Genomic DNA, 24,433 nt, shown 5'->3' with positions numbered 1-24,433 from the left:
CGTCAGTCGCGTCAAGTCAAACGGCCTGTGGTGCAATCGGGCCCATGAAAATACTCGTCTTCGCGGGCAGCACCCGCCAGAACTCCTGGAACCGCAAGCTCGCACACGCCGCGGCAGCGCTGGCAACGCAAGCAGGCGCTGAGGTCACCCACATCGAACTGGCCGACTTCGACGTGCCCATGTACAACGCCGACCTCGAATCGCGCGGCACGCCAGCCGACGTCATCAAGCTCAAGCAACTGGGCTACGAGCACGCGGCATGGATCATCAGCACGCCCGAGTACAACCAGAGCTACCCGGCGCTGCTGAAAAACACGCTCGACTGGATCTCCAGCCCGGTCAAGGGCGATCCCGTGTGGAGCGACGGCATGCGATCGACGACCGGCAAGGTGGTCGGCGTGCTCAGCGCATCACCGGGCAGCTTCGGTGGCATCCGCTCGCAAAGCCACCTGGTGCCGCTGCTGATGAACCTGCAGATGTGGGTTGCGCCTAAAAGCTACGCCCTCGGCCGCGCGCACGAGGCCTTCAACGAACAGGGCGAGCTGGCCAGCGACGCGGCAAGGCAGCGGGTGCAGGAAGTGATCGACCAGGTGTTGTGGGCATCGAAACAACTGCACCAACCGGAGAAGCCATGAACATCCCTTCCCTCCAGGACACCGTCAGCGCCGACGAATGGCAGCTGCGGGTGGACCTCGCCGCCTGCTACCGGCTCATCGCGATGTACGGCATGAGCGACCTGGTGTTCACGCACATCACCGCGCGCGTGCCCGGTCCCGAGCATCACTTCCTCATCAATCCCTACGGCCTGATGTTCGACGAGATCACGGCGTCATCGCTGGTCAAGGTCGATGGGCAGTGCAACAAGGTGATCCCTTCGCAGTTTCCGGTGAACCCCGCAGGTTTCGTGATCCACAGCGCGATTCATGAGGCCCGTCACGACGTGATGTGCGTGCTGCACACCCACAGCCGCGCAGGCATCGCCGTGAGCGCGCAAAAGGGCGGCATCCTGCCGATCTCGCAGCAATCAACCTTCGTGCTGGCGTCGCTCGCGTATCACGACTACGAAGGCGTGGCGCTGCGCGATGACGAGAAGGCGCGGCTGCAGGCCGACCTGGGCAGCGCGAACAACCTGGTGCTGCGCAACCACGGCCTGCTCGTGTGCGGCAAGACCATCGCCGAAGCCTTCCTGTCGATGTACATCCTGGAGAACACCTGCCGCATACAGATCGATGCGCAGGCCGGCGGCGAACTGATCACCGTCGATCCACGCATCATCGAAGGCGCGACTGCTGCAGCCAAAGCCGTGACGGTCGGCGGACCCGGCGCACTGGTCTGGCCCGCACTGATACGCCGCCTGGATCGCCTCGATCCCGGCTACCGGACCTGAGCGAACTCAGACGGCGGAGCCGACCGCGGCCAGCTCCAGCACAGCCTTGCCACTGTTCGCAGTGAGCCGGGGCTCGTGCTCGTACACGCTGATCTCCTTGCGGATCATCTGCACCGAACCGAAGAACGTGGCGAACGCAACGTCCTTTGCATCGCGGCCGGTGCCGATGCGCACGAGCCGGTCGACCGGCGCCATGCCGGACGGGTCGAACAGCACCCACCGTCCGCCCAGCCACGCCTCGAACGTCGCATGGAAATCCTGCGGCGGCTCATCGAACCACACATAGCCCACCACCAGCCGCGCCGGAATGTTCAGGGCGCGGCACAGCGTGATGCCCAGGTGCGCAAAGTCGCGGCACACACCGGCGCGCTGCACAAAGACTTCCTGCGCGGTGGTGGTCGATGTGGAACTGCCGGGTCGATAGACGATGTGATCGTGAATCCACTGCACAACCTTGCGCACGCGGCTGATGCCGGGCGGCTCCTGGCCGAACATCTGCTGCGCGGCAGCGGACAGCACGTCCGACTCGCAGTAGCGCGTGGGCATGAGGTAGTGAAAGATGTTGTCGGGGACCTGGCTCACCGAATCTTCGGGCAGGTGCTCGTCGACATGCTCGCTGTACACCTCGACGTCGGCCTTGTAGTTGACCAGCAGGTGACCGGGCTGGGCATCGAAGCGAAAGAAGCGGTTGCCGCTGCCGTGGTCGGTGAAATTGTGGACAGAGACGCCGGACGACACGGCCAGCTTCTCGCTGCGGATGGACTGGGTGGCCCAGTGCGCGGCCTCCAGGTTGAAGCAAAAGTGCGTAGGCGCCAGCACCTGGTATTCGAGAACCGTTTCTACGGTGGAAACATGCATGATGGGTAACTTGCAAGCAGGCGACAGTGCCGTGCAACCATCGTACGGATGACTCGCGCGCATGCGATCAGCAACCATCGCGCCGCCGTGTAGGACACAGGCGACCGGCGGTGGCTGGCTACTTGCCGAACAGCCCCTTCAAGCCCTCGCCCAGCTTGTCCCCGATCTTCGCGCCGCCACCGGTCCCAAGGCCCGGCGCAATCGCTGTGCCGATGGCCGCGCCGATCAAGGCGCCACGGCTCAAGGTCACCGATGGCGAATCGAGCGTGCCGCCAACTGCCAGCGGTATGCCCACCGCGCCGCCGATCGCGCCCGACGCGAGATCGACCGTGATGCGGCCGTTGAGCGACTTGCTGGCCGCCATCGCGATGTTTCCAGTCGCCGAAAGCACACCCGATGTGGCCACCAGGTTCGTCAGGTTCACCGCCTTGCCCTGGGTTGCGACATTGCCTGCCAGTGTGTCGAGCGAGGTCTGCCCGCCCCGGCTCATGCCGACCGACTTCACCGCCTGCGCAAGGTCCAGGCCCTGCACGACCGCGCCGCGCACATTGAACTTCGTCTGGGTCGAGATGGCGTCGGCGATGGAATCCGCGCCGCGCAGATCGGCCCGCAGATTGGTTGTGGCGTCGATCTTGCCGGTGAGCGTGCGGCTGGGCGCGGTGAGCGCGGCCAGTTCGACATTCGATGTCGCCAGGTCGCCCTGCAACTTCGAGCCATCGAACCTGAACGTCCCCTTCACCGTGCCGCCGCCGATGTCTGCGCGCACCGCCCAGTGATCCACCTGCCGCTCGAGCATGAGTTTGGCGCCGGCATAGGTGCCGGCTCGCACGCGCACATCCACCTTGCCGGGGAGATCGTCCGCATCGAGTGTCGCGGTCGCATCGATGGTGTTGGTCTTGCCCCTGGCCCCGACCCAGGTCAGGCCGTCAAGCACGGTGCGCCTGGGAAGGGCGACGCGCATGTGGGGCCCGCCTTTGGCTGGCACGGCCTCCTTCACCTTGCCGGACGATTTGTCTGTCCTTTGCAGGGCCGCAGCAATCGCCATGACGGCCTGCTCAGGCACCACTGCATTGCGCACGATCAGCGTTGCCACCTCCAGCCGTCCTGCCAGCAGCGGCGCGTATGACGGCCGCGCCTCGATCCGCTCCAGCGTGAGCGGCGGCTTGCTTGTGATGCGCACCTGTTCCAAAGCGATGGCAGGCAGCGGCCACACGTCCACATGCACGCGCCCCACATCAACCGGCACGCCGATCGCCTGCGTGATCTGGTCACCCACGAAGCCGCGAAAGTCCTCGCTTGCGACCCATCGCTGCAGGACCAGGGCCACCAGAACCAGCAGCAACACCGGCAACACGACCAGCGCCGTAAAAATCCACATCCATCGTTTCATGGCCCGCATTGTGTCTGTTCAATCCGACACAAACTAGCCAGACGATGGCAGCGGGCGTTGACGCCACGCCAGCGCCGCGCCCACCCAGAGCGCGCAGGCCGAGAACACCAGTCCGCGCGCCAGGCCGCCGGGGCCGTCGGCAATCCATCCCACGATGGTGGGGCCGACGATCTGGCCGGCTGCGAACACGATGGTGAAGGCACTGATCCCTGCAGCCCATTGCGAAGGCGCCAGGTTGTGCCGCACCAGCGCGGTGGTCGACGCCACAACCGACAGGAAGACGCCGCCGAACACGAGCCCCGATACGAGCACGAGCGGCCACGACGATGTGATGGCAGGCAGGATCGTCGCCACCCCGAGCAGTGCATTGAGAACGGCCAGCGGCTGCCCGCCCTTGTAGCGGTCAAGCAGGCCCGCCCAGATGCGCGACGAAGCCATCACAGCCACGCCCAGCAGTGCGTAGAACAAGGTGATCTTCGAAGCGGCCACGCCCTGCTCACGCAGCAGCGCGATCACGAACGTCATGTAGCCGATGTAGCCGACGCCGAACATCGTGTAGCCGACCAGCGACGGCGCAAATGCGCGCCAGCTGAATGGCGCGTGCGATGGCGGGGTGTGTGCAGCGCCGTCTCGCGCGTGGCTCTCCATGCGTGCCAGCGCGCGTGCCGGCCAGACCAGCAGCGCCGAGCCGATGAAACACGCCAGCGAAAGCAGCCACCACGCCCACGCCCAGCCGTGCGCGCGCCCTTGTGCGGCATCGAGCACCACGGGCACCAGCACTGCCGACAACACAATGCCCACGCCGGTCCCACCGTAGTAGATGCCCAGCAGAAAGCCGCTGCGCGATGGCTGCATGGCACCCATGCGGGCAGCAAGCAAACCACCGGCGATGAAGAGAAACGCGCTCGCCACCCCGGCCAGCACGCGCTGCAAAAGCAGCGGCGCCGCGTCGGTGAAAAATCCGCTCAGGCCCATGAATGCACTGGCGAGCACCGCACCTGCGATCAACAACCTCGATGGTCCGAGCCGCCGCATCAGGGCCGGTGTGATGAGCGCCCCCAGCAGGTAGCCCGCCGCGTTGGCCGTGTTCATCGCGCCTGCCAGCGTGTACGACCAGTTCAGGTCGGCGCGCATCGGCGGCAGCAGCAGGCCGTACGCGAAACGTGTGATTCCGAGCGAGACCGCGGCGCCGAGGGAAAGCGCCACGGCCAGCGCGATCAGGGGCGGCGATGAATTCGTTGGGGCGCGGGGCATCCCGCATTGTCACCACACCTTCGAACGACCCAGCGCCGATGCCGCTTCGCGGTGGATTGCGGGTCAAGCCCGCAATGACAGCCAAAGACGGCAGCGTCACTCCAGGACGCTGGCAGCACCCTTGCGCTTCAGGTCGGCTTCTTCCTGTCGTATCCGCGCGGCCTCAGCCTCATACCTCGCGCGCTCACTGGACATCTTCGACGTCGCAGGGCCGGAGCCCATGCGCCGGGTGTCGGGCGCTGCGCCCATCTGGTTGGTCGCGCGCGCAGCCTGGGCGTCTCGCAGCGCCTGGACTTTCGAGCCCTCCATCACGATCGCCCCGGCGCTGTCGCGCTCTTCGGCCGGCGCAGGGCCGACGTCGGTCATGACAGCCGGTGAGGTCTGGGCGAGCGCGGAACCCGCCCCCATAGCCGCGAACAGCGCGAAGGCGCAGGCGGATACACGGATTGAACAGGGGTACTTCATGGGTTGCTCCTTGGAGGCTCTTGACTTGAACCTATGGTGGGCCCGGGCCGCCAGGTGCGGTGTGGTGAAACTGGCGAACATTCAGTAGGAACCCACCCACACCGTTGGCGCTCCAGTGCAAATCCGCGAACCTTTACACATCAGCTACGTGATGCGCACGGCCGCGTTACAACCCGATTGCACACTTGCCTTCAACCTGTTCCCCATTGCGGCCAGGCTTTCCATACCGAAAGGGAATTTCATGAAGTTCGCTACCAGACATCTCATCGCCGCCGGACTCCTGGCCACACTCGGCCTGGCCGTCACCGCCCAAACGCCACCCCCCGCCACCACGCAGGGGCCCGCTGCCCAAGGCATGCAAGCCCACGAAGGCCGCGGCCGCATGATGGACCCCGCCAAGCGGGAGCAGTTCATGCAGGAACGCATGGCCAAGCGCATGGGCATGCTCAAGCAGAAGTTGCAGATCACGCCCGCACAGGAAGGTGCCTGGAACAACTATGTCGCGGCGCTCAAGCCCACGATGATGCAGCGCCCCGGCCGCGCCGAATTCGAGAAGATGAGCACGCCGGAACGCATCGACCGCATGCGCGCCATGCGCACGGCCCGCCAGGCCGAAGCAGACAAGCGTGGTGATGCGACCAAGACGTTCTACACGGCACTGACAGCCGAGCAGAAGAAGACCTTCGACGAGATCGGCTCGCGCATGATGCAAGGCAAGGGCGGCCGCCACGGTGGTCACCACTTTGGCGGGCACAACCGGACCTGAGCGCCAACTGGCGCAGCACTGGCTGCGCCCACTGAACCAAAAAGGCCTGCCCCGCTACCGGCGCAGGCCTTTTTTTGCGAGCGCGATATTCAGCATGGATGAGCCCCAGATCGCTGCGCCCTTACCTACACTGGCCGCATGTCCACCGTTCGCAAGGGTCAGGCGCCCGCCCCCATTGGCCGCACCGAGTTTCATCTGCGATTCATGGGGTCGTATCAGGACCCCGCCTATCGCGCAGAAGATGCGTCCATCGCGCGGCTTGAGGCGATCGCGTGGAAAGCCTACATCGATGGAAACAAGGCACCCCTCACACAACCGGCGGGACCGGGCTACGCGGACCCGGCCTACAAGCTGTCTGCAGAGTGGGTTGCCACGCACGACAAGCTCGTCGCTGCGCAGGCCCAGTGGAGCAAGGCCGAGACGCCCTCGCGTGTGCTGCTGGTGTGCGGCTCGTCCCGCAACGACGGCACCTGCCCCGGCGAAATCTCCAAGACATTCCGGCTGACGCAGATCGCCCGGCAGGTCCTCGAATCGCAGGGCCTGGAGGTCGAGCTGCTGGACCTGAGCCGCATCACATCCGACTACGACCTCCACATCCATCCGTGCAAGGGCTGCGTGTCCACCGCGATGCCGCTGTGCCACTGGCCTTGCAGCTGCTATCCCAACCATGCAACGCGCCAGACCGGCGACTGGATGAGCGACATCTACGAAATGTGGGTGCGTGCCCATGGCGTCATCCTGCTGACGCCGGTTTACTGGTACCAGGTCGCCAGTCCGCTCAAGCTGATGATCGACCGGCTGGTCTGCGCAGATGGCGGCAACCCCGATCCCACGAGCACACACGGCAAGAAAGCCGAAGAAGCCAAGGCACTGGAACTGAAGGGCTGGGACTATCCGAAGCACCTGGACAGCCGCGCTTACGGCGTGGTGGTGCATGGCGACGTGGCCGGCATCGAAGGCTCGCGGCGCGCCTTGTGCGACTGGCTCGACTGGATGGGACTCATACAGGCGGGCGAGAAGTCGCGGCTCGATCGCTTCATCGGGTATTACGAGCCTTATGCCACCAGCCACGACACGCTGGACAAGGACGAGGCCGTGCAGGAAGAAGTGCGCAACGTGGCGCGCGCCGTGGCCCATGCCGTGGGCGAATTGCGCTCAGGCAGGCTCAGCGAGCCGGGCCGCGCGTTGAAGCCGCCCCGGCCCAAGTAACCGGGCCTTCAGAACGTCTTGGCGTAGCGCAGCTGCAGGAAGTTCTCGCCCGGGTTCGGGCGCTTGATGCTGGCGTTGGAGTAGTGCGTCAGGCGCAGGCCCAGTTCGCTGTCGCGCCGCGGTCCCATGCTCACGCCAAAACCCAGCGTGTCGGCGAAATTGAACCGGGTGCTGAATGTCTTGGTGCTGGTCACGTAGAGCTTGTCGGTCACGGTCAGGCCGATACCGCCTTCCAGGAACCACGGCGAGGCACCCTGGTTGAACCGGTAGCGAAAGATCGGCTGCAGGCCCAGCTGTATGAACGAATCGCGCCCGCCGCCGATGGCGCGGCCGCTCCAGTGGCTGATCGACGCTTCGGTGATCGCGGTGATCTCTCCGCCGGCCAACTGCGTGCGCCAGTCCCAGTTCCACACGAGGCCGCCGGTCACGCTGTAGGCGCTGCGCTCAGCGAATCCGCCCTGGAGAAAGTAGCCCGAAGGACTGAGCTCTGCGGCGTGCACGGACGCAGACAGGAGGACCGCGCAGGCTGCACTGATGGGCAACAAGGATCTGGACAAAGGCATGGAGGTCCCCGTGGATGTCGAAGATGAACGGATCTCGCGCCAAACAGCGCGCTCGCGTTAGTGTGCCATCTGTCGCGACCGGCCGCGCCGAATACGGCTGAGTACAAGGGAACTGCCGCCCGTCCTACACCCAGGCAAGGTGAGCGGCGCTACAACTCCCTTTCGCCTCCAGTGAGACTTATTCCCATGACTGACACCGTGGCAGCCGCCCCGCAGTTGACCGTGATGACGGTCAACATCCACAAGGGCTTCACCAGCTTCAACCGCAAGTTCATCCTGCCCGAGCTGCGCGACGCCGTGCGTGCCGTCGGCGCCGACGTGGTGTTTTTGCAGGAAGTGATGGGAACGAACGGCCATCACTCCAAGGAAAGCCTGGCCGAGCCTCATTACGAATTCCTGGCCGACGAGATCTGGCCGCAGTTCGCATACGGCCGCAACATGGTCTATCCGAAGGGCCATCACGGCAACGCGGTGATGTCCAAGTTTCCGATCATCCACTTCCAGAACCACGACGTCTCGGTGGCGGGTCCCGAAAAGCGCGGCCTCCTGCACTGCGTGCTGGACATGCCGGGGCGCGAGCAGAAGATCCACGCGATCTGTGTCCACCTGGGCCTGGCCGAATCGCATCGCGCGCAGCAGCTGGACCTCCTGTGCCAGATGGTTCGCGGCGAAGTGCCTGATGACGCGCCGCTCATCGTGGCCGGTGACTTCAACGACTGGCGCCGCCGCGCACATGCGGTGCTCGAGCGCGAAGTGGGTTTGAAGGAAGTGTTTGTGACTGCGTATGGCGAGTCGGCCAAGACCTTCCCGTCGCGCTTTCCCATCCTGTCGCTGGATCGCATCTATGTTCGCAACGCCTCGGTGCACCTGCCCGTCGTGTTGCCCCGCAAGCCGTGGTCGCACCTGTCGGACCACGCGCCGCTCGCAGCTGAAATTCATCTGTAGGACCTGGGTCATGAACAGCAAGTGGATCGAAGGCAACGACATTCGTCTTCTGGAAAACGGCGAGGAATTCTTCCCGCGCGTTTTCGAGTGCATCGCCAACGCCAAACAGGAAGTCGTGCTGGAGACCTTCATCCTTTTCGAGGACAAGGTCGGCAAGCAACTGCACGAAGCACTGGTGGTTGCCGCCCGGCGCGGCGTGCAGTGTGACGTCACCATCGACGGCTTCGGATCGCCGGACCTGTCCGATATGTTCCTGGGCACCCTGCGTGAAGCGGGCGTGCGCGTGCATGTGTTCGATCCGGGCAAGCCCTTCATGGGCCACCGGCTGAACCTGCTGCGCCGCATGCACCGCAAGATCGTGGTGGTGGACGGCACGATTGCATTCATCGGCGGCATCAACTACTCGGCCGATCACCTGGGCGACTTCGGTCCCGAAGCCAAGCAGGACTACTCGGTCGAGATTCACGGCCCGCTGGTGTCCGAGATGCACCGGTTCACCCATGGCGCGCTGATCCAGGGCCAGCGCTACCAGCGCGTGCGCGACTGGTGGAGGCAACGGCGCAATGCGCGCACGCCGATGGCCGATCAGCCTCGCGCGGGCACTGCTGCGGCCATGCTGGTCGTGCGCGACAACGGCGACCACTGGAACGACATCGAACGCCACTACCGCATCGCGCTGCGTGCAGCACGCGACCGCGTCGTGATTGCCAATGCGTACTTCTTTCCCGGCTATCGCTTCATGAAGGAAATGAAGCGCGCTGCGCGCCGCGGTGTCGATGTGCGCCTGATCCTGCAAGGCATGCCTGACATGCCGATCGTGAAGACCGCGGCGATGATGCTGTATCACCAGCTCCTGCGTGCGGGTGTTCGCATCTACGAATACCGCGACCGGCCGCTGCATGGCAAGGTGGCCCTGATGGATGACGAGTGGGCGACCGTGGGATCGAGCAACCTCGACCCGCTCAGCCTGGCGCTCAACCTGGAAGCCAACGTGATCATTCGAGATCGCGCGTTCAACCAGGACCTGTACGGTCGCCTGGAAAAACTCATGTGCGCGAGCTGCAACGAGATCAAGCGCGAAGAACTCGGTGAGCTGCGCGGCGTGGCACTGGTGCGCAGCTGGGTCGCCTACCACTTCACGCGCCTGTATCCGGGCTGGGCTTCGTGGCTGCCGCGCCATGTGCCGCGCCTGCTGCCGGCACTGGCAGGACGCATACAGGCGGCCTACGCGAACGCGGGCTCAGGCAAGCACGCCGCCGCATCCGCCAAAGACTGAGCGGTCATGGGCACTCGCACCCTGACTGCGGCCGCGATGCCCACGCTGGAAGCCGAAACCGGGCGCAAGCGATGGCGTGACCAGCCCTGGTTTACCTGGGCCAGACGCATTGTGTCGGTTGTCTTTTTTGCGGCAGTCATCGCGCTGCTGGTGCGATACGGGCGCAATGTCGACTGGGACGACGTGCTCGCATCGCTTCGAAGCACCCCTGCGCCAGTGCTGCTGCTGGCCGTGGCCCTTGCCGCATGCAGCCACCTGCTCTACAGCTGCTTCGACCTGCTAGGCAGGCGCTACACCCGGCATTCGCTACCCACGCTCACTGTCATGGGCGTGAACTTCGTGAGCTATGCATTCAACCTCTCACTGGGCTCGCTGGTGGGCGGTGTCGCGTTCCGGTACCGCCTCTACTCGCGCCTGGGCCTGTCCAATGGCGAGATCACGCGCATTCTGTCGATGAGCATGCTGACCAACTGGCTGGGCTACATGCTGCTCGCGGGCACTGTCTTCCTGATGCAGCCGCTGCAGCTGCCCCCCAGCTGGAAGATGGGCAACCACGGCCTGCAATGGCTGGGCGGTGCGCTGGTGATGATTGCCATCGGCTACCTGATCGCCTGCTGGCGCAAGGGAGGACAGACCTTCACCATTCGCGGGCACGAGCTGCATCTGCCCGAAGTGCGCATGGCGCTGCTGCAACTGGTCATGGCCACGGCCAACTGGAGCCTGATCGCAGGCGTGGTCTACGTCTTGCTTGGACAGAGCGTGCCTTACAGCGATGTGCTCACCGTGCTCCTCATCGGTGCCATTGCCGGCGTCATCACCCATGTCCCCGCAGGCCTTGGCGTGCTCGAATTCATCTTCGTGACACTGCTGTCACACCAGGTGCCCGAGAGCCGCCTCATCGCGGCGCTGCTGGCCTATCGGGCCATCTATTACATCGGCCCGCTGATGCTGGCTTCGGTGCTGTACCTGGTGATGGAAGCGCACGCAAGACAGAGAAACAAAACCACCCAGGGAGTATCCGCATGAAAAAACAACCGCTGGCAGTCCATGCAATCGCGCCGATGTTCCTGTGGATGGACATCGCCGCCAAGACCACGCAGATGCTGGTCTCATCGGGCGTGGTCATCAACAACCGCGTCGGGCGAATGGTGGCGGCCGGACCCAACCCGAGCGCTCGCGACCGCAAGGAATTCCAGCGCATGGGCTCCGAAAAAGTAACCGCGTTCAACCAGTCGGCGCTGGCTGCATGGCAGCAATTGATGCTCGGCTCGCTGGCCGGATCAGCCCAGATGACGAGCGCTGCGCTGGCGCCGATCCATCGAACCGCCACTGCCAATGCGCGGCGCCTCTCGGGGGCCTCGGGCGTCTCCAGGCGCTCATCGAAAGCACGGTGATGCAAGCGCGGCTGGCCAGCGAAACCGACATCGAGGGCTTCCGCGAAGAGACACGTCTGTTGCTGGCCCAGCAGGTTCCCCCCGACGAGGTTCACTGGACGGCGCACGCGCAAAACAGCGAACAGTTCGCCGATGTCGCCACGGGTCCCAAGCGGCCCGAGGCCCCCAGGCCAGCATCGTCCATCGTCCCTGCTTCGTTCCAGCGCCTGTGCGATGTTGTCGTGTTGCATCACGACCCTGAACGATTTGCGCTGTTGTACCGGTTGATCTGGCGGCTGGTGTACGAGCCCGACCTGCGCAACAACTCCATCGATACCGACATGCAGCATGCGCAGCAGATGGGGCAATCGGTACGCCGTGACCTGCACAAGATGAAGTCGTCGCTGCGCTTCAGGCCCGTCACGGACGAGCTGGGGTGCCTGCGGCAGATGGCCTGGTTCGAGCCCGCCCATCGCATCGTGGAGACCGTCGCGCCGTGGTTCGCGCAGCGCTGGCCCGATCAAGCTTGGGTGATCTTCACGCCTGAGCGTTCAGTCGAATGCGATGGCAAGCTGCTGCATTTCGGCCAGGGCGTGGCGCGCGATGCCATGCCTTCGGGCGATGCCGACGATGCAGCGTGGCACGCGTGCTATCTGGGATGGTCTGCGAATCGATGAGGCAATGGCCGATGCGCGAGCGCCATAATGCCCGGCATGGCTGAACCCACCATCGTGCGTGTGACGCACCGTTACAACCTTCCCGCGGAACGCGTGTTCGACGCCTGGATCACGCCGGCAACCGCAGCGCGATTTTTGTTTGCAACGCGCACCGGCAATGTGTTGCATTGCGAGATCGACGCGCAAGCCGGCGGTGAATTCCTGGTGACTGACCGCAGGCCCACCGCTGACGGCGACGAGAGCTTTCTCGACGCGCAGCATCGCGGCACCTACATCGAGATCGACAGGCCGTCGCGCCTGGTGTTCGACTTCAGCGTCGAGCCCTACGCGGGCAACCCGACGCGCGTGGCGCTCGACTTCGTGACCCTGGGTCCGACCATCTGCGACATCGTGCTCACACACCACCTGGGCGACGATGAAACCGCGCAAGTCATGCGCGACCGCACGCGCCTGGGTTGGGAGAAGATGCTGGAGCAACTGGACAAGGTGCTCAACGCGCGCACCTGGGGATTTCGGCCGATCGGCTGAGGCGCCTCAAGAAGCGCCCGCCTCCGCCTCCGGCCACAGATTCGGAAAGTAAAACCGCAAGGCGCGTTGCGGCACACCAAATCGCACCTTGCCGTGGGGTGAATCGGTGGCCAGCAGCCCGCGTTTGAGCAGGGCCGACACCTGCGACGTGGCAAGCCGATCCCCCAGTCCCAGCATCGCCTTGAAATCGCTTCGCTCCAGGTCGCCCTGCGTTGCGAAGAGGTAATGAAGCGCACGCAGTGAGTCGCTGCGGACACCCTCTTTCACCACGTTCTCCTCAAAGGCAAGGCACGCTGCGATACGGCCCTTCATGCCTTCGAGGTCCAGCAAGCCTGCCATGAAATGCACCTGGTCCTGGCACAGCTGAATCACATAGGCGATCCACTCCACCAGCGCACGCTCTGAAAGGTTGCCACGACCATCCAGATCACCCGCCCGATGCTGATCGGCGGCGGCGAGCCGTGCGTAATAAGCGTCCTGGGTCCGCGCGAAACCGCGTAGCGGAGACCAGAGTCCGTTGGTCAAACCCAGCTTGCAAAAGACCAGGTGCGTGTGAAGACGCGCCACCCGACCATTCCCATCGCGAAACGGATGTATCCAGGCGAGCCGCTGATGGGCCGCAGCCGCAGCCACGACCTGCAGCTCTCCGCGACGAACGTCGCCATAGAAGCGCCCCCATCGATCAAGCATCGGGGTAATGGCCTGGTGCGAAGGCGCTGCGTGAATTCCTACCGATACATTTCTATCGCGCAATGCACCGGGCGCAAGAACAGGCCCGTCTTCCATCACACGATCCGCAGCAGGAAGGCGCGCAAACAGGTCCTGGTGGATGTCGCAGACCATCTGCGGCGACCAGACCTGCTCCCACGTCCACGTGAGGCATTTGTCTTCGATCTGGTGCTCGGTGGCCATGTGCGCGACCGCAAGACGCTGTCTGCGGGCCTTGTCTGCGTCGGCCGAATAGTCATGCCGCAGCGCCTGCTCGATCTCGATTGGCAAGGTCTGCTGACCTTCGATCTTGTTGCTGTAGTACGAGTTCATCGCACGCAACAGCAGCCGCAGATCCCTGAGGGCCCCAGGCTGGCAAAGCGCGCCCAGACGGTCTGCGCTGCGCTGCAGGTCGTGAGCCGATTCCAGCAGGGAACGAAGACGACCCTCCCCCGGCAACAGCGGCTCCATCTGCGCGGGGTGATCGTACAGTTCAAATTTTCGCGACTTGGAAACCACGCCTAACTATATGTCAGCAAATGGTTTTTTCCAAATTATGCAAACTATTTTGCGCCTTTGAATGCGACTTCAAACCGGTTCAGCCAGCACCGCCCCCGCCACCCTTGCCTCCACCGCCACGCCTGGATTGACTCTGGTTGTTTCCGCCGATGTGCGACTCGCGGTCGCTTCGGCTTTCGGGGGTGCGCTTGGCTTCGTGCTTCTGCGTGGGCTCCTGGTTGCCCTGCTTGTTCTTGTCGTTGTCGACCTTGCCGGCCTGCGGCTCCTGCTTGTCGATCTCGGGGGTTGCGCTAGCCGTGGGACTGGAACGATGGGCCATGTGATGCTCCTGTAGAAGAATGATCATTCTTGGGTGCCCGTCCCGGGGCGGATGTCGGACACCACCGCCAATTTACACCTCGACCATCAGCATCGCCTCTATCTTGTTGCCATCGAGGTCGCGCACGAAAGCGGCGTAGTAGTTGTCGGTGTACTCCTTGCGGTAGCCGGGGGCGCCGTCGTCCTTGCCGCCGTGCTCCAGCGCCTTCGCATGGAACGCCTTCACCTCATCAATGGAATTGGCCAGAAAGCAGATGTGCACACCGTTGCCCACGGTCGCCGTGGCGCCATCGTGCGGCGACTGAACCCAGAACTCGGGGAACTTGCGGCCGTAACCCGCGCCGCCATCGAAGCTCATCACGCAGCTGATCTGCAAGGTGGCGAGCACTGCGTCGTAGAACGCCTTGGCCCTGGGATAGTCGTTGGTGCCCAAAGACACATGCGAGATGACGCTGTCGGACAGGTTGGAACTGGACATGGGAGCCTCGTTGAGTTGTCAGGGCCGTGACGATAGACCCGCAGGCCTGCGCTCACAACTGACATTTTCGGCTCAACGCCGACTCACCACCAGTTCATTGAACCCGGTCGCCGCATCGAGCTCGCGCCGGAATTCCCAGCCCGGCAACAGGCCAATCACCACCTCTGCCGTGGTCCGCACGACGCATCCCGGCAGCACATGGCCGCCCTTGACCACGCCGTTGTCATCGGCAACGCTGCCGTGCAGATGCCCGCCATTGGCGCTCAGCGTGCCCGAAAGCATCAGCAGCTCGAGCGGGCCGTGAATATCGGTAGCACCCGGCTTGTCGGCGAAGCGAAGCATCGCTTGCGACAGGCTGCCTACCGCCGACACGATGCACGCAGCCGCAATGCCATGTTCTGCGGACAGCGACGCAAATGCGGCTTCGAGCCCGCCGCGCAAGTCCTGGCCCGGACCCAGGCGCAGCACGTGGATTTTCATGGGGTCAGTAACCCAGCGGCCGCACGCCGATCAGCGGCCCGTGAAGCAACAACGCAAAGATCGACCAGCCCACCAGCCCCACGGCAATGGTGACAACCGTGCCAATTGCGCTGTACGGGGCATACACGGTGTTGTTCGCTCGATCGCGCCTGCGCGAGGCGCTGAAGCTGAGCACCGCCCACAGCAGGAATGAGCCGAACAGGACCACATCGGCCAACACCCCCACCGACAATAGGTGAGCAATCGACCAGACCTTCACGCTCAAGGCCTGCGGATGGTGGAACTTCGACTTGAACCAGTTGCGCGGAACGTAGGCTGCAAAAAACAGCATGAAGGCCACCATCATCAGCACGGCGGTCAGGTGCTTCATCCACGCGGGCGTGACGTAGAGCACCAGCGACTCCTGGCGCGCCATCCTGAAGCCGATCACCAGGATCACGAACCCGATGATCGACACCAGCGCGTACAGACCCTTCCACGGCAGCGCGCCCATCCGGGCAATGGTCGCAGTGCGCCAGCCGTCCGCAAAAATCCGCGTCGAATGCACGCCCAGGAACACCACGAGGCCCAGCACCAAAATCAGCATCGCCATCCCTTTCGCTTGGAAACCGTTCGGGCGATTATGCGGCTCGCACGTTCGCAAAGTACGACTGCGCCAACACCCACGAAGCACATTCACCTACGGCTGACCGTGCGGCATCGGCGCAGACTTTGCAACATCGAGGAACACGAGACATGCCTACCACCACCAACCTGGCTGCAGCCGCCTGGAAGTACTTCCGCACGACCCGCAGTGCGACGGCCGGCACGCCGCCGCACGACAACAAACATGCGGAAGAGCCCAACATTGACCTGCGCACCGCCACGCAGCGTCCCACCACCGGCCGCACCTCAGCCGCAGGCCGCAAGGTAGAAAAACCCGGCACCGGCAAATCATCCGGCCCCAGCGGACAGCCCGACGAGTTCAAGCACGGGCTGGTCCACACGAACAAGTAGTTCGTCTCGCCTACCATGCGCGTATGCACACCCGCGCACTCGTCCTCTTCTCCGGCGGCCAGGACTCCGCCACCTGCCTGGCCTGGGCGCTTGCCCGTTTCGATCAGGTTGAAACCATCGGCTTCGACTACGGCCAGCGGCACCGCGTTGAACTCGAATGCCGCACCGTGCTGCTGGCGCGCCTGCGCGAGCAGTTCCCCTACTGGTCCACCAAGCTCGGTGAGGACCGTGTGCTGCATCTGCCGGTGCTCGCCGAAATCAGCGACACCTCTCTCACGCAGGCCAGCGAGATCACCTACAAGAGCAACGGCCTGCCCAGCACATTCGTGCCAGGCCGCAACATCCTGTTCTTCACGCTGGCGGCGGCAGTGGCCTATAGACGCAACCTCACGGTGCTGGTGGGCGGCATGTGCGAGACCGATTACTCCGGCTACCCCGACTGCCGCGACGACACGCTCAAGTCACTGCAAGTGACACTCGGCCTGGGCATGGGAGCGCGCGTGGTCATCGAGACGCCGTTGATGTGGATCGACAAGGCCCGCACCTGGCGCATGGCCGAACGCCTGGGCGGCGCTCCTTTGGTAGAGCTGATCCGCACCGAATCGCACAGCTGCTACATGGGTGACCACACGACCATGCATGAATGGGGCTACGGCTGCGGCGCGTGCCCCGCGTGCGAACTGCGCGCGATGGGCTGGAGAAACTATGTGGACCGGCAGGGGGTGGATCGGTGATGACCTGCTATGCAGGCAACAAGCCCCACAACGGAACAGCTTCGATTCCATCTGCCATGGCAAAACGATGCTGACCGGGGTACACAACGTACAGCGCGTCTAGTTTGAGGTCCTCGGCTGCAATCCGCATTGACGGCGTTATCTTGGGAGCGGACGAAAGCTTGAACTCGACTCCCACGCGCCGTGTGCCATGGAACATGAGCAAATCCAGCTCCGCTCCTTGATGCGTCGCCCAAAACCAGGCCTGATCGGGCTTGGAAATACGCAAGACCTGCTCCAGCGCAAAGCCCTCCCAACTAGCGCCTGCGCGCGGATGACCGACAAGCTCTTGCCATGTTCGCACTCCCATCAACGCGTGAAGTAGGCCGGTATCGCGGAAGTACACCTTGGGTGACTTGACCTGACGCTTGCCCAGGTTCTCATGCCACGGCTGCAGTTGCCGCACCATCATCGTCTGGGTCAGGATGTCGAGGTAGCGCCGAACCGTCGGCTCTGACACACCAAGGCTGCGTGCAGGATCGGAGGCGGACCATGTCTGTCCGTGATAGTGCGCGAGCATCGTCCAAAACCGCAGCATCGCAGGCGCCTCCACTCCCAGCCCAAACTGAGGCAAGTCGGACTGGACATGCTGCACGATAGCTCCGTGCCGCCACGCAAAACTGTCTTCGTCGTTCGCTGCCAACCACGATCGGGGAAAGCCACCACGAAGGCAAAGCTTGTCTGCGGCGGCCTGGTCCCACGCCTCAGGCCCCATCACCTCTGCCAAGTCGAAACCCCCGACTTCGACGATCTCGACACGTCCTAGCAGTGACTCGCCCGCCTGACGCGAGAGGCTAGGCGAAGCGCTCCCCAGCAACAGGAACTGACCCGGCGCATCGCTCCTGTCCATCAGCGAACGCAAAAGAGGAAACAGCGCAGGATCGCGTTGCACCTCATCAATGACAATCAGTCCGTCAAGACTGTCCAGCACTGGAATCGGATTCGCCAGTCGCTGCGCGTCGGGCGGGTATTCCAGATCAAAGTAATTTGCATGCCCCCTGGGCACAAAGCGTTGCGCCAGAGTGCTCTTGCCGGCTTGGCGAGGCCCTACCAACACCACGCCCCGAGAGCGATTCAAGGCGCGGCGTATAGCCGATTCGAGTTGCAGACGTGGAAGCATGACGCAAAGTGTAACGTCATACCATGAAATTCCAAAATCACAAGTTGGAATTTCATGGTGGCGAACCCAGTTTCAGCTACGTGATGGCAGCGGCCCAACCAATCGGCCTTTCCGCCTTCTCAACTCCCTCAAAGTGCCGCCTGATCGCTTCCGACACCTTCGCCTTCGGCGCCTTCTGCACCTTCACCAGCAACTCATGACACGGGTCGAACACGTCATACCGACGTTCAAGATCGCGCTGGATCCGCGCAAGCAGCGCAGCAGTCACCTGCGCATCCGCCATCGCCCTGTGCGCGCGCCCTGAGAACGACAAGTCATGAAACGCCGCCAGCGACGCCAGCCGGAAACTCAGCGCTTGCGGATAGAGCCGGCGTGACAGCAGCATGGTGCAGGCAAACGGTGCGTGCTGATTGGCAGGCACAGCGCCCGAGTGCCATCCCACGCGCGTCATCTCGGCAGCCCAGAAGCGGCTGTCGAACGATGCGTTGTGCGCCACCAGCGGCGCATCGCCCACGAACCGGCTCGCAGCCGCCATGACTTCTTCAGCCGGCGGTGCGGCGGCAATCATGTCGTTGGAAATGCCGGTGAACTGCTCGACGAATGCGTTGATGCGAACACCCGCATTCATCAGCGACTGAAAGCGATCGACCACCTGGCCGTTGTCCATGAGCACGATGGCAACCTCTGTCACCCGGTCACCCATGTTGGGGGACAGGCCGGTGGTTTCGAAGTCGAGGACGGCGATGGGCATGGGGGGAGTTTAGGCGGGGAGCAATTAATGGCGGCTTTAATCGGGGCCGCTGCCATTAAAGCCGGCTTCGCGCTGAGTGCCTGGAGAGCATGGTTGGGGAAGTGTTGAGGGATGCACTTGCCGGGACTGGAGCTAATGCAGCTTCGGTTCTCATGGCAAACCCCATGTCGACCGGTGGCGCGACGCTCGGCCGCGCAGACGCTGAACAACCGGCCCCTCTTTTGAATCAATTCATCTGAATTGAATTAGGCCGGAGCCCGTGTTAGAACCGCTGAACCATTCCCAGGAGACAGCATGTATCAGCCGCTTGTGGTCCGAGTTTCCCGCGCACTCTTGCTCGCGGTCGCCCTTGCAGCGCCGGCGGTACAGGCGCAGGACTATCCCAAGGGGCCGGTGCGCATGGTCGTTCCGTTCGCCCCGGGGGGTTCTTCGGACACGGTTGCGCGGCTGGTCGCGCAGAAGCTCACGGCTGCGATGGGCCAGACCTTCGTGGTGGACAACCGCGCCGGCGCCGGCGGCAACCTCGGCGCGGAAATCGTCGCGAAATCGAAAGCGGATGGCTACACGCTGCTGTTCGCGGCAGGCTCGTTCGCCGTCAACGTGTCGCTCTTCGAAAAACTGCCTTACGACCCACTGAAGGACTTCGATCCGGTCATTCACGTCTGCACCGTCAACGGCATTCTCGTCGTGCACCCTTCGGTGAAGGCAACCACGGTTCAAGAGCTGATCACGCTGGCGCGGACCCAGCCGGGCACCCTCAACTACGGCTCGGCCGGCAACGGCACGATTCTTCACCTGGCCGGTGAGCTGTTCAAGGCGGGCGCGAAAGTCGATATCACCCATGTGCCCTACAAGGGCAGCGGCCCGGCACTGGCGGACCTGATGGGTGGGCAGACTCAACTTATGTTCGCCAACATCCCCGGCACCTTGCAGCAGGTGAAGGCCGGCAAGCTTCGCGTGCTGGCCGTCACCAACGACAAGCGGTCCAGTGCACTTCCCGACGTGCCGACGATCGCCGAAGCAGGATTGCCCGGTTACCGCGCGACGACATGGTTCGGCGTGCTGGCACCGGCCGGCACCCCTCGGGACATCGTCGCGAAACTCAATTCGGAGTTCGCGAAGGCCCTGGCCGCGCCGGAACTGGTCGAGCACCTGCGCTCTGAAGGCGCCGACGTCGTCGCTGGCAGCCCGGAGCAGTTCCGCACGTTCCTCAAGTCTGAAGTGGAGCGCTGGGGTCCGGTCGTTCGCGCTGCGGGCATCAAGGCGAACTGATCGACCCGATTGCTCAACAGCCGACGGCTTGTCCGTCGCGCCGGTGGTCTGAGCCGGCGGCGTAGACGATGTCGCCTGCATCCGATGCAAGACGCTGCACCAGCTGCGCAGAGCCGAAAAGCAAATTGCCCGGAGCCTGTCGCTCGGGCCGATGCCCCATCGCTTGAAGGCCCTGGACAACCTCTTGTGGCACGCCGGGTTCCAGGGTCAATGTTCCGGCATCGTTGATACGCCATCGGGGCGCATCGGAACAGGCCTGCGGATTCAATCCTTCCACGACGTGACGCAGCACCATTTGTACATGGCCCTGCGCCTGCATGTTTCCGCCCATCACGCCAAACGCCATCACCGGATCAGCACCCTGGGTGAGGAACGCGGGGATGATGCTGTGAAGCGGCCGCTTGCCGCCAGCAACCTGATTCACGTGTCCGGGCGTCGTGACGAAGCCCGAACCGCGGTTGTGCAAGGAGATGCCCGTGCCCGGCACCACCACTCCCGAACCGAAGCCGCGATAGTTCGACTGGATGTAGGAAACCATCCGACCTTGCTTATCCGCAGTGCAGATGTAGACGGTGCCGCCGCCTGGCAATTTGCTGGGCGCATGAGCCAAAGCACGATGGAGGTCGATCGCGCGGGCGCGCTCCCTCAGATGCGCAGGTTCCAGCAGTTGCTCTGCCGTCCACTTCATGTGCAACGGGTCCGCCACATGCGCGTGCAAGTCGGCGAAGGCAAGCTGCATCGCCTCGATCTCCAGGTGCATGCGCTCGGCCGAGCCCACCGCCGTCTCTGCGTAGGGAAGATGCTCGAGCAGTCCCAGCGCGATGAGCGCAGCGATTCCCTGGCCGTTCGGTGGAATCTCCCACACCCGATGGCCCTGAAACTCGACGTTGATCGGCTCGACCCACTCCGAACGATGCTGCTCAAGGTCCGCGCGGCTCAACACGCCGCCATGTTTCCCGGCGTGGCGGCACATCGCGTCGGCAAGCGCACCTCGATAGAACGATTCGCCTCGCGTGCGCGCGATTTCTTCCAGCGTGTTGCCCTGGTCGGCAAAGCGCCAGACCTCGCCCGCTGCCGGCGCACGACCTCGGGGCATGAAGGCATCGAAGCCCGGACATGCATGCAACAGCGCCGCCTGTTCGCCCCACTGCCTGCTGATGACGGGACTGACGGGAAAGCCGTCGCGCGCATGCCGGATTGCATCGGTAAACAGATCCTCGAACGGCAGCTGGCCGTAGCGCTCGGACAGCGACACCCAACCTGCAACCTGGCCAGGCACGGTGACGCTGTCCCAGCCACGAAGTGGCATGTCCTTCATCTGCTCGAACCGCTTCGCGTCCCACCGCATGGGCGAGCGCCCAGAGCCGTTGAGTCCGCTCAGCTTTCCGCCTTCCCACACGAGTGCAAACAAGTCCCCGCCAATGCCGTTCATCACGGGCTCAACCACCGTCAGCGTGATCGCCGCGGCCAGGGCCGCATCAATGGCATTGCCGCCGCGCGCAAAAGCTGCAGCGCCGGCCTGCGCCGCCAGCGGCTGCGAGGTAGCGACGATGTTGCGAGCGAGGACGGGCTGTCGCCCGGATGGAAAAGGAAGGCTGGTGTCCATGGTCAATCGCAACGACTAGACATCAATATTCGCCGCCCTCAGCGCATTCGTCTCAATAAACTCCCTGCGCGGCTCGACCTCATCGCCCATCAGCATCGTGAACACGCGATCGGCTTCGATCGCATCGTCGATCTGCACGCGTAGCAGTCGGCGCACGGTCGGGTCCATCGTCGTTTCCCACAGCTGCTGCGGGTTCATCTCGCCCAGGCCCTTGTAGCGCTGTCTTGCGGTGGCGCGCTCGGCTTCGCCGATCAGCCAGCGCATCGCCTGGCGGAAATCGCCTACGCGTTCTTCCTTTTGCTTTTCGCCTTCGCCGCGCATCACCTTCGCACCGTCGCGCAGCAAGCCGCGGAAGGTGTTGGCTGCTTCGGCCAGCGCTGCGTAGTCGGCGCCGTGCACGAAGTCCTGCGTGATCACGCTGCTCTTGATGTTGCCGTGGTGCCGGCGGCTGATGCGCAGGATCGGCTTGTCGGTGCGGGTGTCGAACTCGCCAGCGACTTCGGCAGGCGCAGCGTTGCTGGCCTTGTCGAGTTCCTGCAGCTTGGTCTGCAACGCGACGGCTGATGCTTCCGCGTCGAGCACCGTGTCCAGGTTCAGGCTCACGCCGTCGGCAATCGCGCGCAGTGCTTCCGCGTCCATGTAACCGGTCAGGCGCTTGATCACGGCTTCTGCAATCTGGTGCTTGCGCGCGAGTTCCTGCAGCGTCTCCCCGTTGATGATGGAGCTGCCTTCAGGCCCGGTCTGCACGCTCGCGTTGTTCAGCGCGATGCGCAGCAGGAAGGTGTCGAGGTCACTCTGGCCTTGCAGGTAGAGCTCTTCCTTGCCGGCCTTGACCTTGTACAGCGGGGGCTGCGCGATGTAGATGTGGCCGCGCTCGACCAGCTCGGGCATCTGGCGATAGAAGAACGTCAGCAGCAGCGTGCGGATGTGCGCGCCGTCGACGTCAGCGTCGGTCATGATGATGATGCGGTGGTAACGCAGCTTCGCCACGTTGAAATCGTCAGCGCCCGTCGTGGTGCGACCCGACTCATCCGGGTTGGCCGTGGCCTTGCCGATGCCGGTGCCCAGCGCCGTGATGAGCGTCAGGATTTCATTGCTGGTGAGCAGCTTTTCGTAGCGCGCTTTTTCCACGTTCAGGATCTTGCCGCGCAGGGGCAGGATCGCCTGGAACTTGCGGTCACGGCCTTGCTTGGCTGAGCCGCCGGCGGAGTCACCCTCGACGATGTAGATCTCGCACATCGCCGGGTCTTTCTCCTGGCAGTCGGCCAATTTGCCCGGCAGGCCCATGCCGTCGAGCACGCCTTTGCGCCGCGTCATCTCGCGGGCCTTGCGCGCAGCTTCGCGTGCTCGTGCGGCTTCGATGATCTTGCCGACGATGATCTTGGCGTCGGCGGGGCGCTCCTGCAGGTAGTCGCCCAGCATGCGCGCGATCACGTCTTCGACCGGGCCGCGCACTTCGCTGGAGACCAGCTTGTCCTTGGTCTGGCTGGAGAACTTGGGCTCGGGCACTTTCACGCTCAGCACGCAGGTCAGGCCTTCGCGCATGTCATCGCCGGTGACTTCGACTTTCGCTTTCTTGGCCAGTTCGGTGTCGTCGATGTACTTGTTGATGACCCGCGTCATCGCGGCGCGTAGGCCCGTGAGGTGGGTGCCGCCATCGCGCTGCGGAATGTTGTTGGTGAAGCAGAGCACCTGCTCGTTGTAGCCGCTGTTCCACTGCATCGCGACTTCAACGCCGATGTTGGTGTTCTGGTCGCTCTGCCTGTCGCCCATGGCGTGGAACACGTTGGGGTGCAGCACCTGCTTGCCCTTGTTGATGAAGGCGACGAAGCCCTTGACGCCACCGGCGCCCGAGAAGTCGTCTTCCTTGCCGCTGCGCTCATCGATGAGGCGGATGCGCACGCCGTTGTTCAGGAACGAGAGTTCGCGCAGACGCTTGGAGAGGATTTCGTAATGGAAATCGTTGTTCTCCTTGAAGATCTCGGTGTTGTCCGGCAAGAAGTGCACTTCGGTGCCGCGCTTGTCGGTTTCGCCCAGGACCTGCATTGGCGACACTTGCACACCGTCGATTTCTTCAACGATGCGGTTCTGCACGAAGCCGCGGCTGAACTCGAGCACATGCACCTTGCCATCGCGGCGCACCGTCAGGCGCAGCATCTTCGACAGCGCGTTCACGCAGCTCACGCCCACGCCGTGAAGGCCGCCCGAGACCTTGTAGCTGTTCTGGTTGAACTTGCCGCCTGCATGCAGTTCGGTCAACGCGATTTCAGCAGCAGAGCGCTTGGGCTCGTGCTTGTCGTCCATCTTGATGCCGGTCGGGATGCCGCGGCCGTTGTCCACGACGCTGATCGAGTTGTCGGTGTGGATGGTGACCACGATGTCGTCGCAATGGCCGGCCAGTGCTTCGTCGATGGAGTTGTCCACCACTTCGAACACCAGGTGATGCAAGCCCGTGCCGTCGGACGTATCGCCGATGTACATGCCGGGGCGCTTGCGCACGGCTTCCAGGCCTTCCAGGATCTGGATCGAGCCTTCACCGTAGGCCGCGCTCGCGCCGGCCTGGTTGGTGTCGATCTTGGGCTGGAAATTGGAGCTTTCCTCGCCCGCCGGGCCGGTGTTCACATTGTTTTCTTCGGACATCAACTAACTTTCAGCAATCTCTTGAAGTGCCAAACCCGCCTCGATGGCGGGTTTCATCTATTCCCGCCTGTATCGGCGGGG

Annotated in this window: 27 protein-coding genes; 13 read left to right on the top strand and 14 right to left on the bottom strand. The window is 63.7% G+C overall.

The genetic code is table 11. The features are described from left to right. The first annotated feature begins 44 nt into the window (after window positions 1-44). Both AQ12_RS00805 and AQ12_RS00800 read left to right on the top strand, forming a co-directional pair. A complete protein-coding gene (locus AQ12_RS00805) occupies window positions 45-635 on the top strand; it encodes an NADPH-dependent FMN reductase (RefSeq protein WP_048437949.1) in 591 nt (196 codons plus the stop codon). Beyond that, on the top strand, window positions 632-1,387 hold the full coding sequence (locus tag AQ12_RS00800; protein ID WP_048437948.1) for a class II aldolase/adducin family protein: 756 nt from the start codon (window positions 632-634) through the stop codon (window positions 1,385-1,387). Before AQ12_RS00805 ends, AQ12_RS00800 begins: the two co-directional genes overlap by 4 nt. Window positions 1,388-1,393: 6 nt before the next feature. Here the strand turns inward: AQ12_RS00800 and AQ12_RS00795 are convergent, their stop codons facing one another. The 4 genes from AQ12_RS00795 to AQ12_RS00780 all read right to left on the bottom strand — a co-directional run bounded on the left by AQ12_RS00795 (window position 1,394) and on the right by AQ12_RS00780 (window position 5,354). Further along, complete coding sequence (locus AQ12_RS00795; RefSeq protein WP_048437947.1) at window positions 1,394-2,245, bottom strand: transglutaminase family protein; 852 nt, start codon at window positions 2,243-2,245, stop codon at window positions 1,394-1,396. 118 nt (window positions 2,246-2,363) lie between these two features. Next, on the bottom strand, window positions 2,364-3,635 hold the full coding sequence (locus AQ12_RS00790; protein WP_238587614.1) for an AsmA family protein: 1,272 nt from the start codon (window positions 3,633-3,635) through the stop codon (window positions 2,364-2,366). Between the two features lie 33 nt (window positions 3,636-3,668). Beyond that, window positions 3,669-4,889, bottom strand: a complete 1,221-nt coding sequence (locus AQ12_RS00785) for a YbfB/YjiJ family MFS transporter (RefSeq protein WP_048437945.1) — start codon at window positions 4,887-4,889, stop codon at window positions 3,669-3,671. Window positions 4,890-4,985: 96 nt separating this feature from the next. Continuing rightward, on the bottom strand, window positions 4,986-5,354 hold the full coding sequence (locus AQ12_RS00780; protein ID WP_152682616.1) for a hypothetical protein: 369 nt from the start codon (window positions 5,352-5,354) through the stop codon (window positions 4,986-4,988). 241 nt (window positions 5,355-5,595) lie between these two features. Here AQ12_RS00780 and AQ12_RS00770 point away from each other — a divergent pair, with 241 nt between their 5' ends. After that, a complete protein-coding gene (locus AQ12_RS00770; protein ID WP_048437942.1) occupies window positions 5,596-6,120 on the top strand; it encodes a Spy/CpxP family protein refolding chaperone in 525 nt (174 codons plus the stop codon). A gap of 138 nt (window positions 6,121-6,258) precedes the next feature. After that, entirely contained in the window at window positions 6,259-7,329 is a 1,071-nt protein-coding gene (locus tag AQ12_RS00765; RefSeq protein WP_048437941.1) for a flavodoxin family protein, read from the top strand. 8 nt (window positions 7,330-7,337) lie between these two features. Here AQ12_RS00765 and AQ12_RS00760 read toward each other — a convergent pair whose 3' ends face one another. After that, window positions 7,338-7,892: an acyloxyacyl hydrolase gene (locus AQ12_RS00760; RefSeq protein WP_048437940.1), complete on the bottom strand. Its 555-nt coding sequence runs from the start codon at window positions 7,890-7,892 to the stop codon at window positions 7,338-7,340. A gap of 186 nt (window positions 7,893-8,078) precedes the next feature. Here AQ12_RS00760 and AQ12_RS00755 point away from each other — a divergent pair, with 186 nt between their 5' ends. Genes AQ12_RS00755 through AQ12_RS00730 form a run of 6 tightly spaced genes read left to right on the top strand, consistent with a single transcriptional unit; the run spans window position 8,079 to window position 12,691 of the window. Continuing rightward, window positions 8,079-8,837 carry an endonuclease/exonuclease/phosphatase family protein gene (locus AQ12_RS00755; protein ID WP_048437939.1) on the top strand — a complete coding sequence of 253 codons (759 nt, stop codon included), beginning with the start codon at window positions 8,079-8,081 and terminating at the stop codon, window positions 8,835-8,837. A 10-nt stretch (window positions 8,838-8,847) separates the two neighbouring features. Next, window positions 8,848-10,113 carry a cardiolipin synthase ClsB gene (gene clsB, locus AQ12_RS00750; RefSeq protein ID WP_048437938.1) on the top strand — a complete coding sequence of 422 codons (1,266 nt, stop codon included), beginning with the start codon at window positions 8,848-8,850 and terminating at the stop codon, window positions 10,111-10,113. Between the two features lie 6 nt (window positions 10,114-10,119). After that, a complete protein-coding gene (locus tag AQ12_RS00745) occupies window positions 10,120-11,139 on the top strand; it encodes a lysylphosphatidylglycerol synthase domain-containing protein (protein ID WP_082151331.1) in 1,020 nt (339 codons plus the stop codon). Then, window positions 11,136-11,507, top strand: coding sequence for a hypothetical protein (locus AQ12_RS00740; RefSeq protein WP_053076479.1), 372 nt, complete (start codon window positions 11,136-11,138; stop codon window positions 11,505-11,507). Before AQ12_RS00745 ends, AQ12_RS00740 begins: the two co-directional genes overlap by 4 nt. After that, window positions 11,507-12,163 (top strand): TIGR03915 family putative DNA repair protein, encoded by a 657-nt coding sequence (locus tag AQ12_RS00735; RefSeq protein ID WP_053076478.1) that lies wholly within the window; start codon window positions 11,507-11,509, stop codon window positions 12,161-12,163. Before AQ12_RS00740 ends, AQ12_RS00735 begins: the two co-directional genes overlap by 1 nt. Before the next feature lie 36 nt (window positions 12,164-12,199). Next, entirely contained in the window at window positions 12,200-12,691 is a 492-nt protein-coding gene (locus tag AQ12_RS00730) for an SRPBCC domain-containing protein (protein WP_048438106.1), read from the top strand. Between the two features lie 6 nt (window positions 12,692-12,697). On the opposite strand, the gene AQ12_RS00725 is transcribed toward AQ12_RS00730, so the two are convergent. The 5 genes from AQ12_RS00725 to AQ12_RS00705 all read right to left on the bottom strand — a co-directional run bounded on the left by AQ12_RS00725 (window position 12,698) and on the right by AQ12_RS00705 (window position 15,780). Beyond that, window positions 12,698-13,870: a Fic family protein gene (locus AQ12_RS00725; RefSeq protein WP_048438105.1), complete on the bottom strand. Its 1,173-nt coding sequence runs from the start codon at window positions 13,868-13,870 to the stop codon at window positions 12,698-12,700. A gap of 127 nt (window positions 13,871-13,997) precedes the next feature. Further along, a complete protein-coding gene (locus tag AQ12_RS00720; RefSeq protein WP_048437937.1) occupies window positions 13,998-14,237 on the bottom strand; it encodes a hypothetical protein in 240 nt (79 codons plus the stop codon). Window positions 14,238-14,309: 72 nt separating this feature from the next. After that, window positions 14,310-14,714 carry a VOC family protein gene (locus AQ12_RS00715; RefSeq protein ID WP_048437936.1) on the bottom strand — a complete coding sequence of 135 codons (405 nt, stop codon included), beginning with the start codon at window positions 14,712-14,714 and terminating at the stop codon, window positions 14,310-14,312. A 72-nt stretch (window positions 14,715-14,786) separates the two neighbouring features. After that, a complete protein-coding gene (locus AQ12_RS00710) occupies window positions 14,787-15,194 on the bottom strand; it encodes a PPC domain-containing DNA-binding protein (protein WP_048437935.1) in 408 nt (135 codons plus the stop codon). Window positions 15,195-15,198: 4 nt separating this feature from the next. After that, window positions 15,199-15,780, bottom strand: a complete 582-nt coding sequence (locus AQ12_RS00705) for an NnrU family protein (RefSeq protein WP_048438104.1) — start codon at window positions 15,778-15,780, stop codon at window positions 15,199-15,201. Window positions 15,781-15,929: 149 nt separating this feature from the next. Here AQ12_RS00705 and AQ12_RS00700 point away from each other — a divergent pair, with 149 nt between their 5' ends. After that, window positions 15,930-16,190 carry a hypothetical protein gene (locus tag AQ12_RS00700; protein ID WP_048437934.1) on the top strand — a complete coding sequence of 87 codons (261 nt, stop codon included), beginning with the start codon at window positions 15,930-15,932 and terminating at the stop codon, window positions 16,188-16,190. A gap of 23 nt (window positions 16,191-16,213) precedes the next feature. Next, entirely contained in the window at window positions 16,214-16,924 is a 711-nt protein-coding gene (gene queC, locus AQ12_RS00695; protein WP_048437933.1) for a 7-cyano-7-deazaguanine synthase QueC, read from the top strand. 7 nt (window positions 16,925-16,931) lie between these two features. Here the strand turns inward: queC and AQ12_RS00690 are convergent, their stop codons facing one another. Together AQ12_RS00690 and AQ12_RS00685 are read right to left on the bottom strand one after the other, a co-directional pair. Further along, window positions 16,932-18,083, bottom strand: a complete 1,152-nt coding sequence (locus tag AQ12_RS00690) for an ATP-binding protein (RefSeq protein ID WP_048437932.1) — start codon at window positions 18,081-18,083, stop codon at window positions 16,932-16,934. A 76-nt stretch (window positions 18,084-18,159) separates the two neighbouring features. Further along, the gene (locus AQ12_RS00685; RefSeq protein WP_048437931.1) at window positions 18,160-18,834 is read right to left on the bottom strand and encodes a PolC-type DNA polymerase III; all 675 of its coding nucleotides are present in this window, start codon (window positions 18,832-18,834) and stop codon (window positions 18,160-18,162) included. Between the two features lie 294 nt (window positions 18,835-19,128). Here AQ12_RS00685 and AQ12_RS00680 point away from each other — a divergent pair, with 294 nt between their 5' ends. Further along, window positions 19,129-20,106: a tripartite tricarboxylate transporter substrate binding protein gene (locus AQ12_RS00680; RefSeq protein ID WP_048437930.1), complete on the top strand. Its 978-nt coding sequence runs from the start codon at window positions 19,129-19,131 to the stop codon at window positions 20,104-20,106. A 13-nt stretch (window positions 20,107-20,119) separates the two neighbouring features. On the opposite strand, the gene AQ12_RS00675 is transcribed toward AQ12_RS00680, so the two are convergent. Then, window positions 20,120-21,712: a gamma-glutamyltransferase family protein gene (locus tag AQ12_RS00675; RefSeq protein ID WP_048437929.1), complete on the bottom strand. Its 1,593-nt coding sequence runs from the start codon at window positions 21,710-21,712 to the stop codon at window positions 20,120-20,122. Between the two features lie 15 nt (window positions 21,713-21,727). Further along, on the bottom strand, window positions 21,728-24,352 hold the full coding sequence (gene gyrB / locus AQ12_RS00670; RefSeq protein WP_048437928.1) for a DNA topoisomerase (ATP-hydrolyzing) subunit B: 2,625 nt from the start codon (window positions 24,350-24,352) through the stop codon (window positions 21,728-21,730). Window positions 24,353-24,433: the final 81 nt, after the last annotated feature.

The sequence above is a fragment of the Caenimonas sp. SL110 genome, from assembly GCF_001044395.1.
GTDB lineage: Bacteria > Pseudomonadota > Gammaproteobacteria > Burkholderiales > Burkholderiaceae_C > Ramlibacter.
The sequence above is the reverse complement of the archived record's forward strand: the minus strand, read 5'-3'. Positions and strand labels throughout refer to the sequence as shown.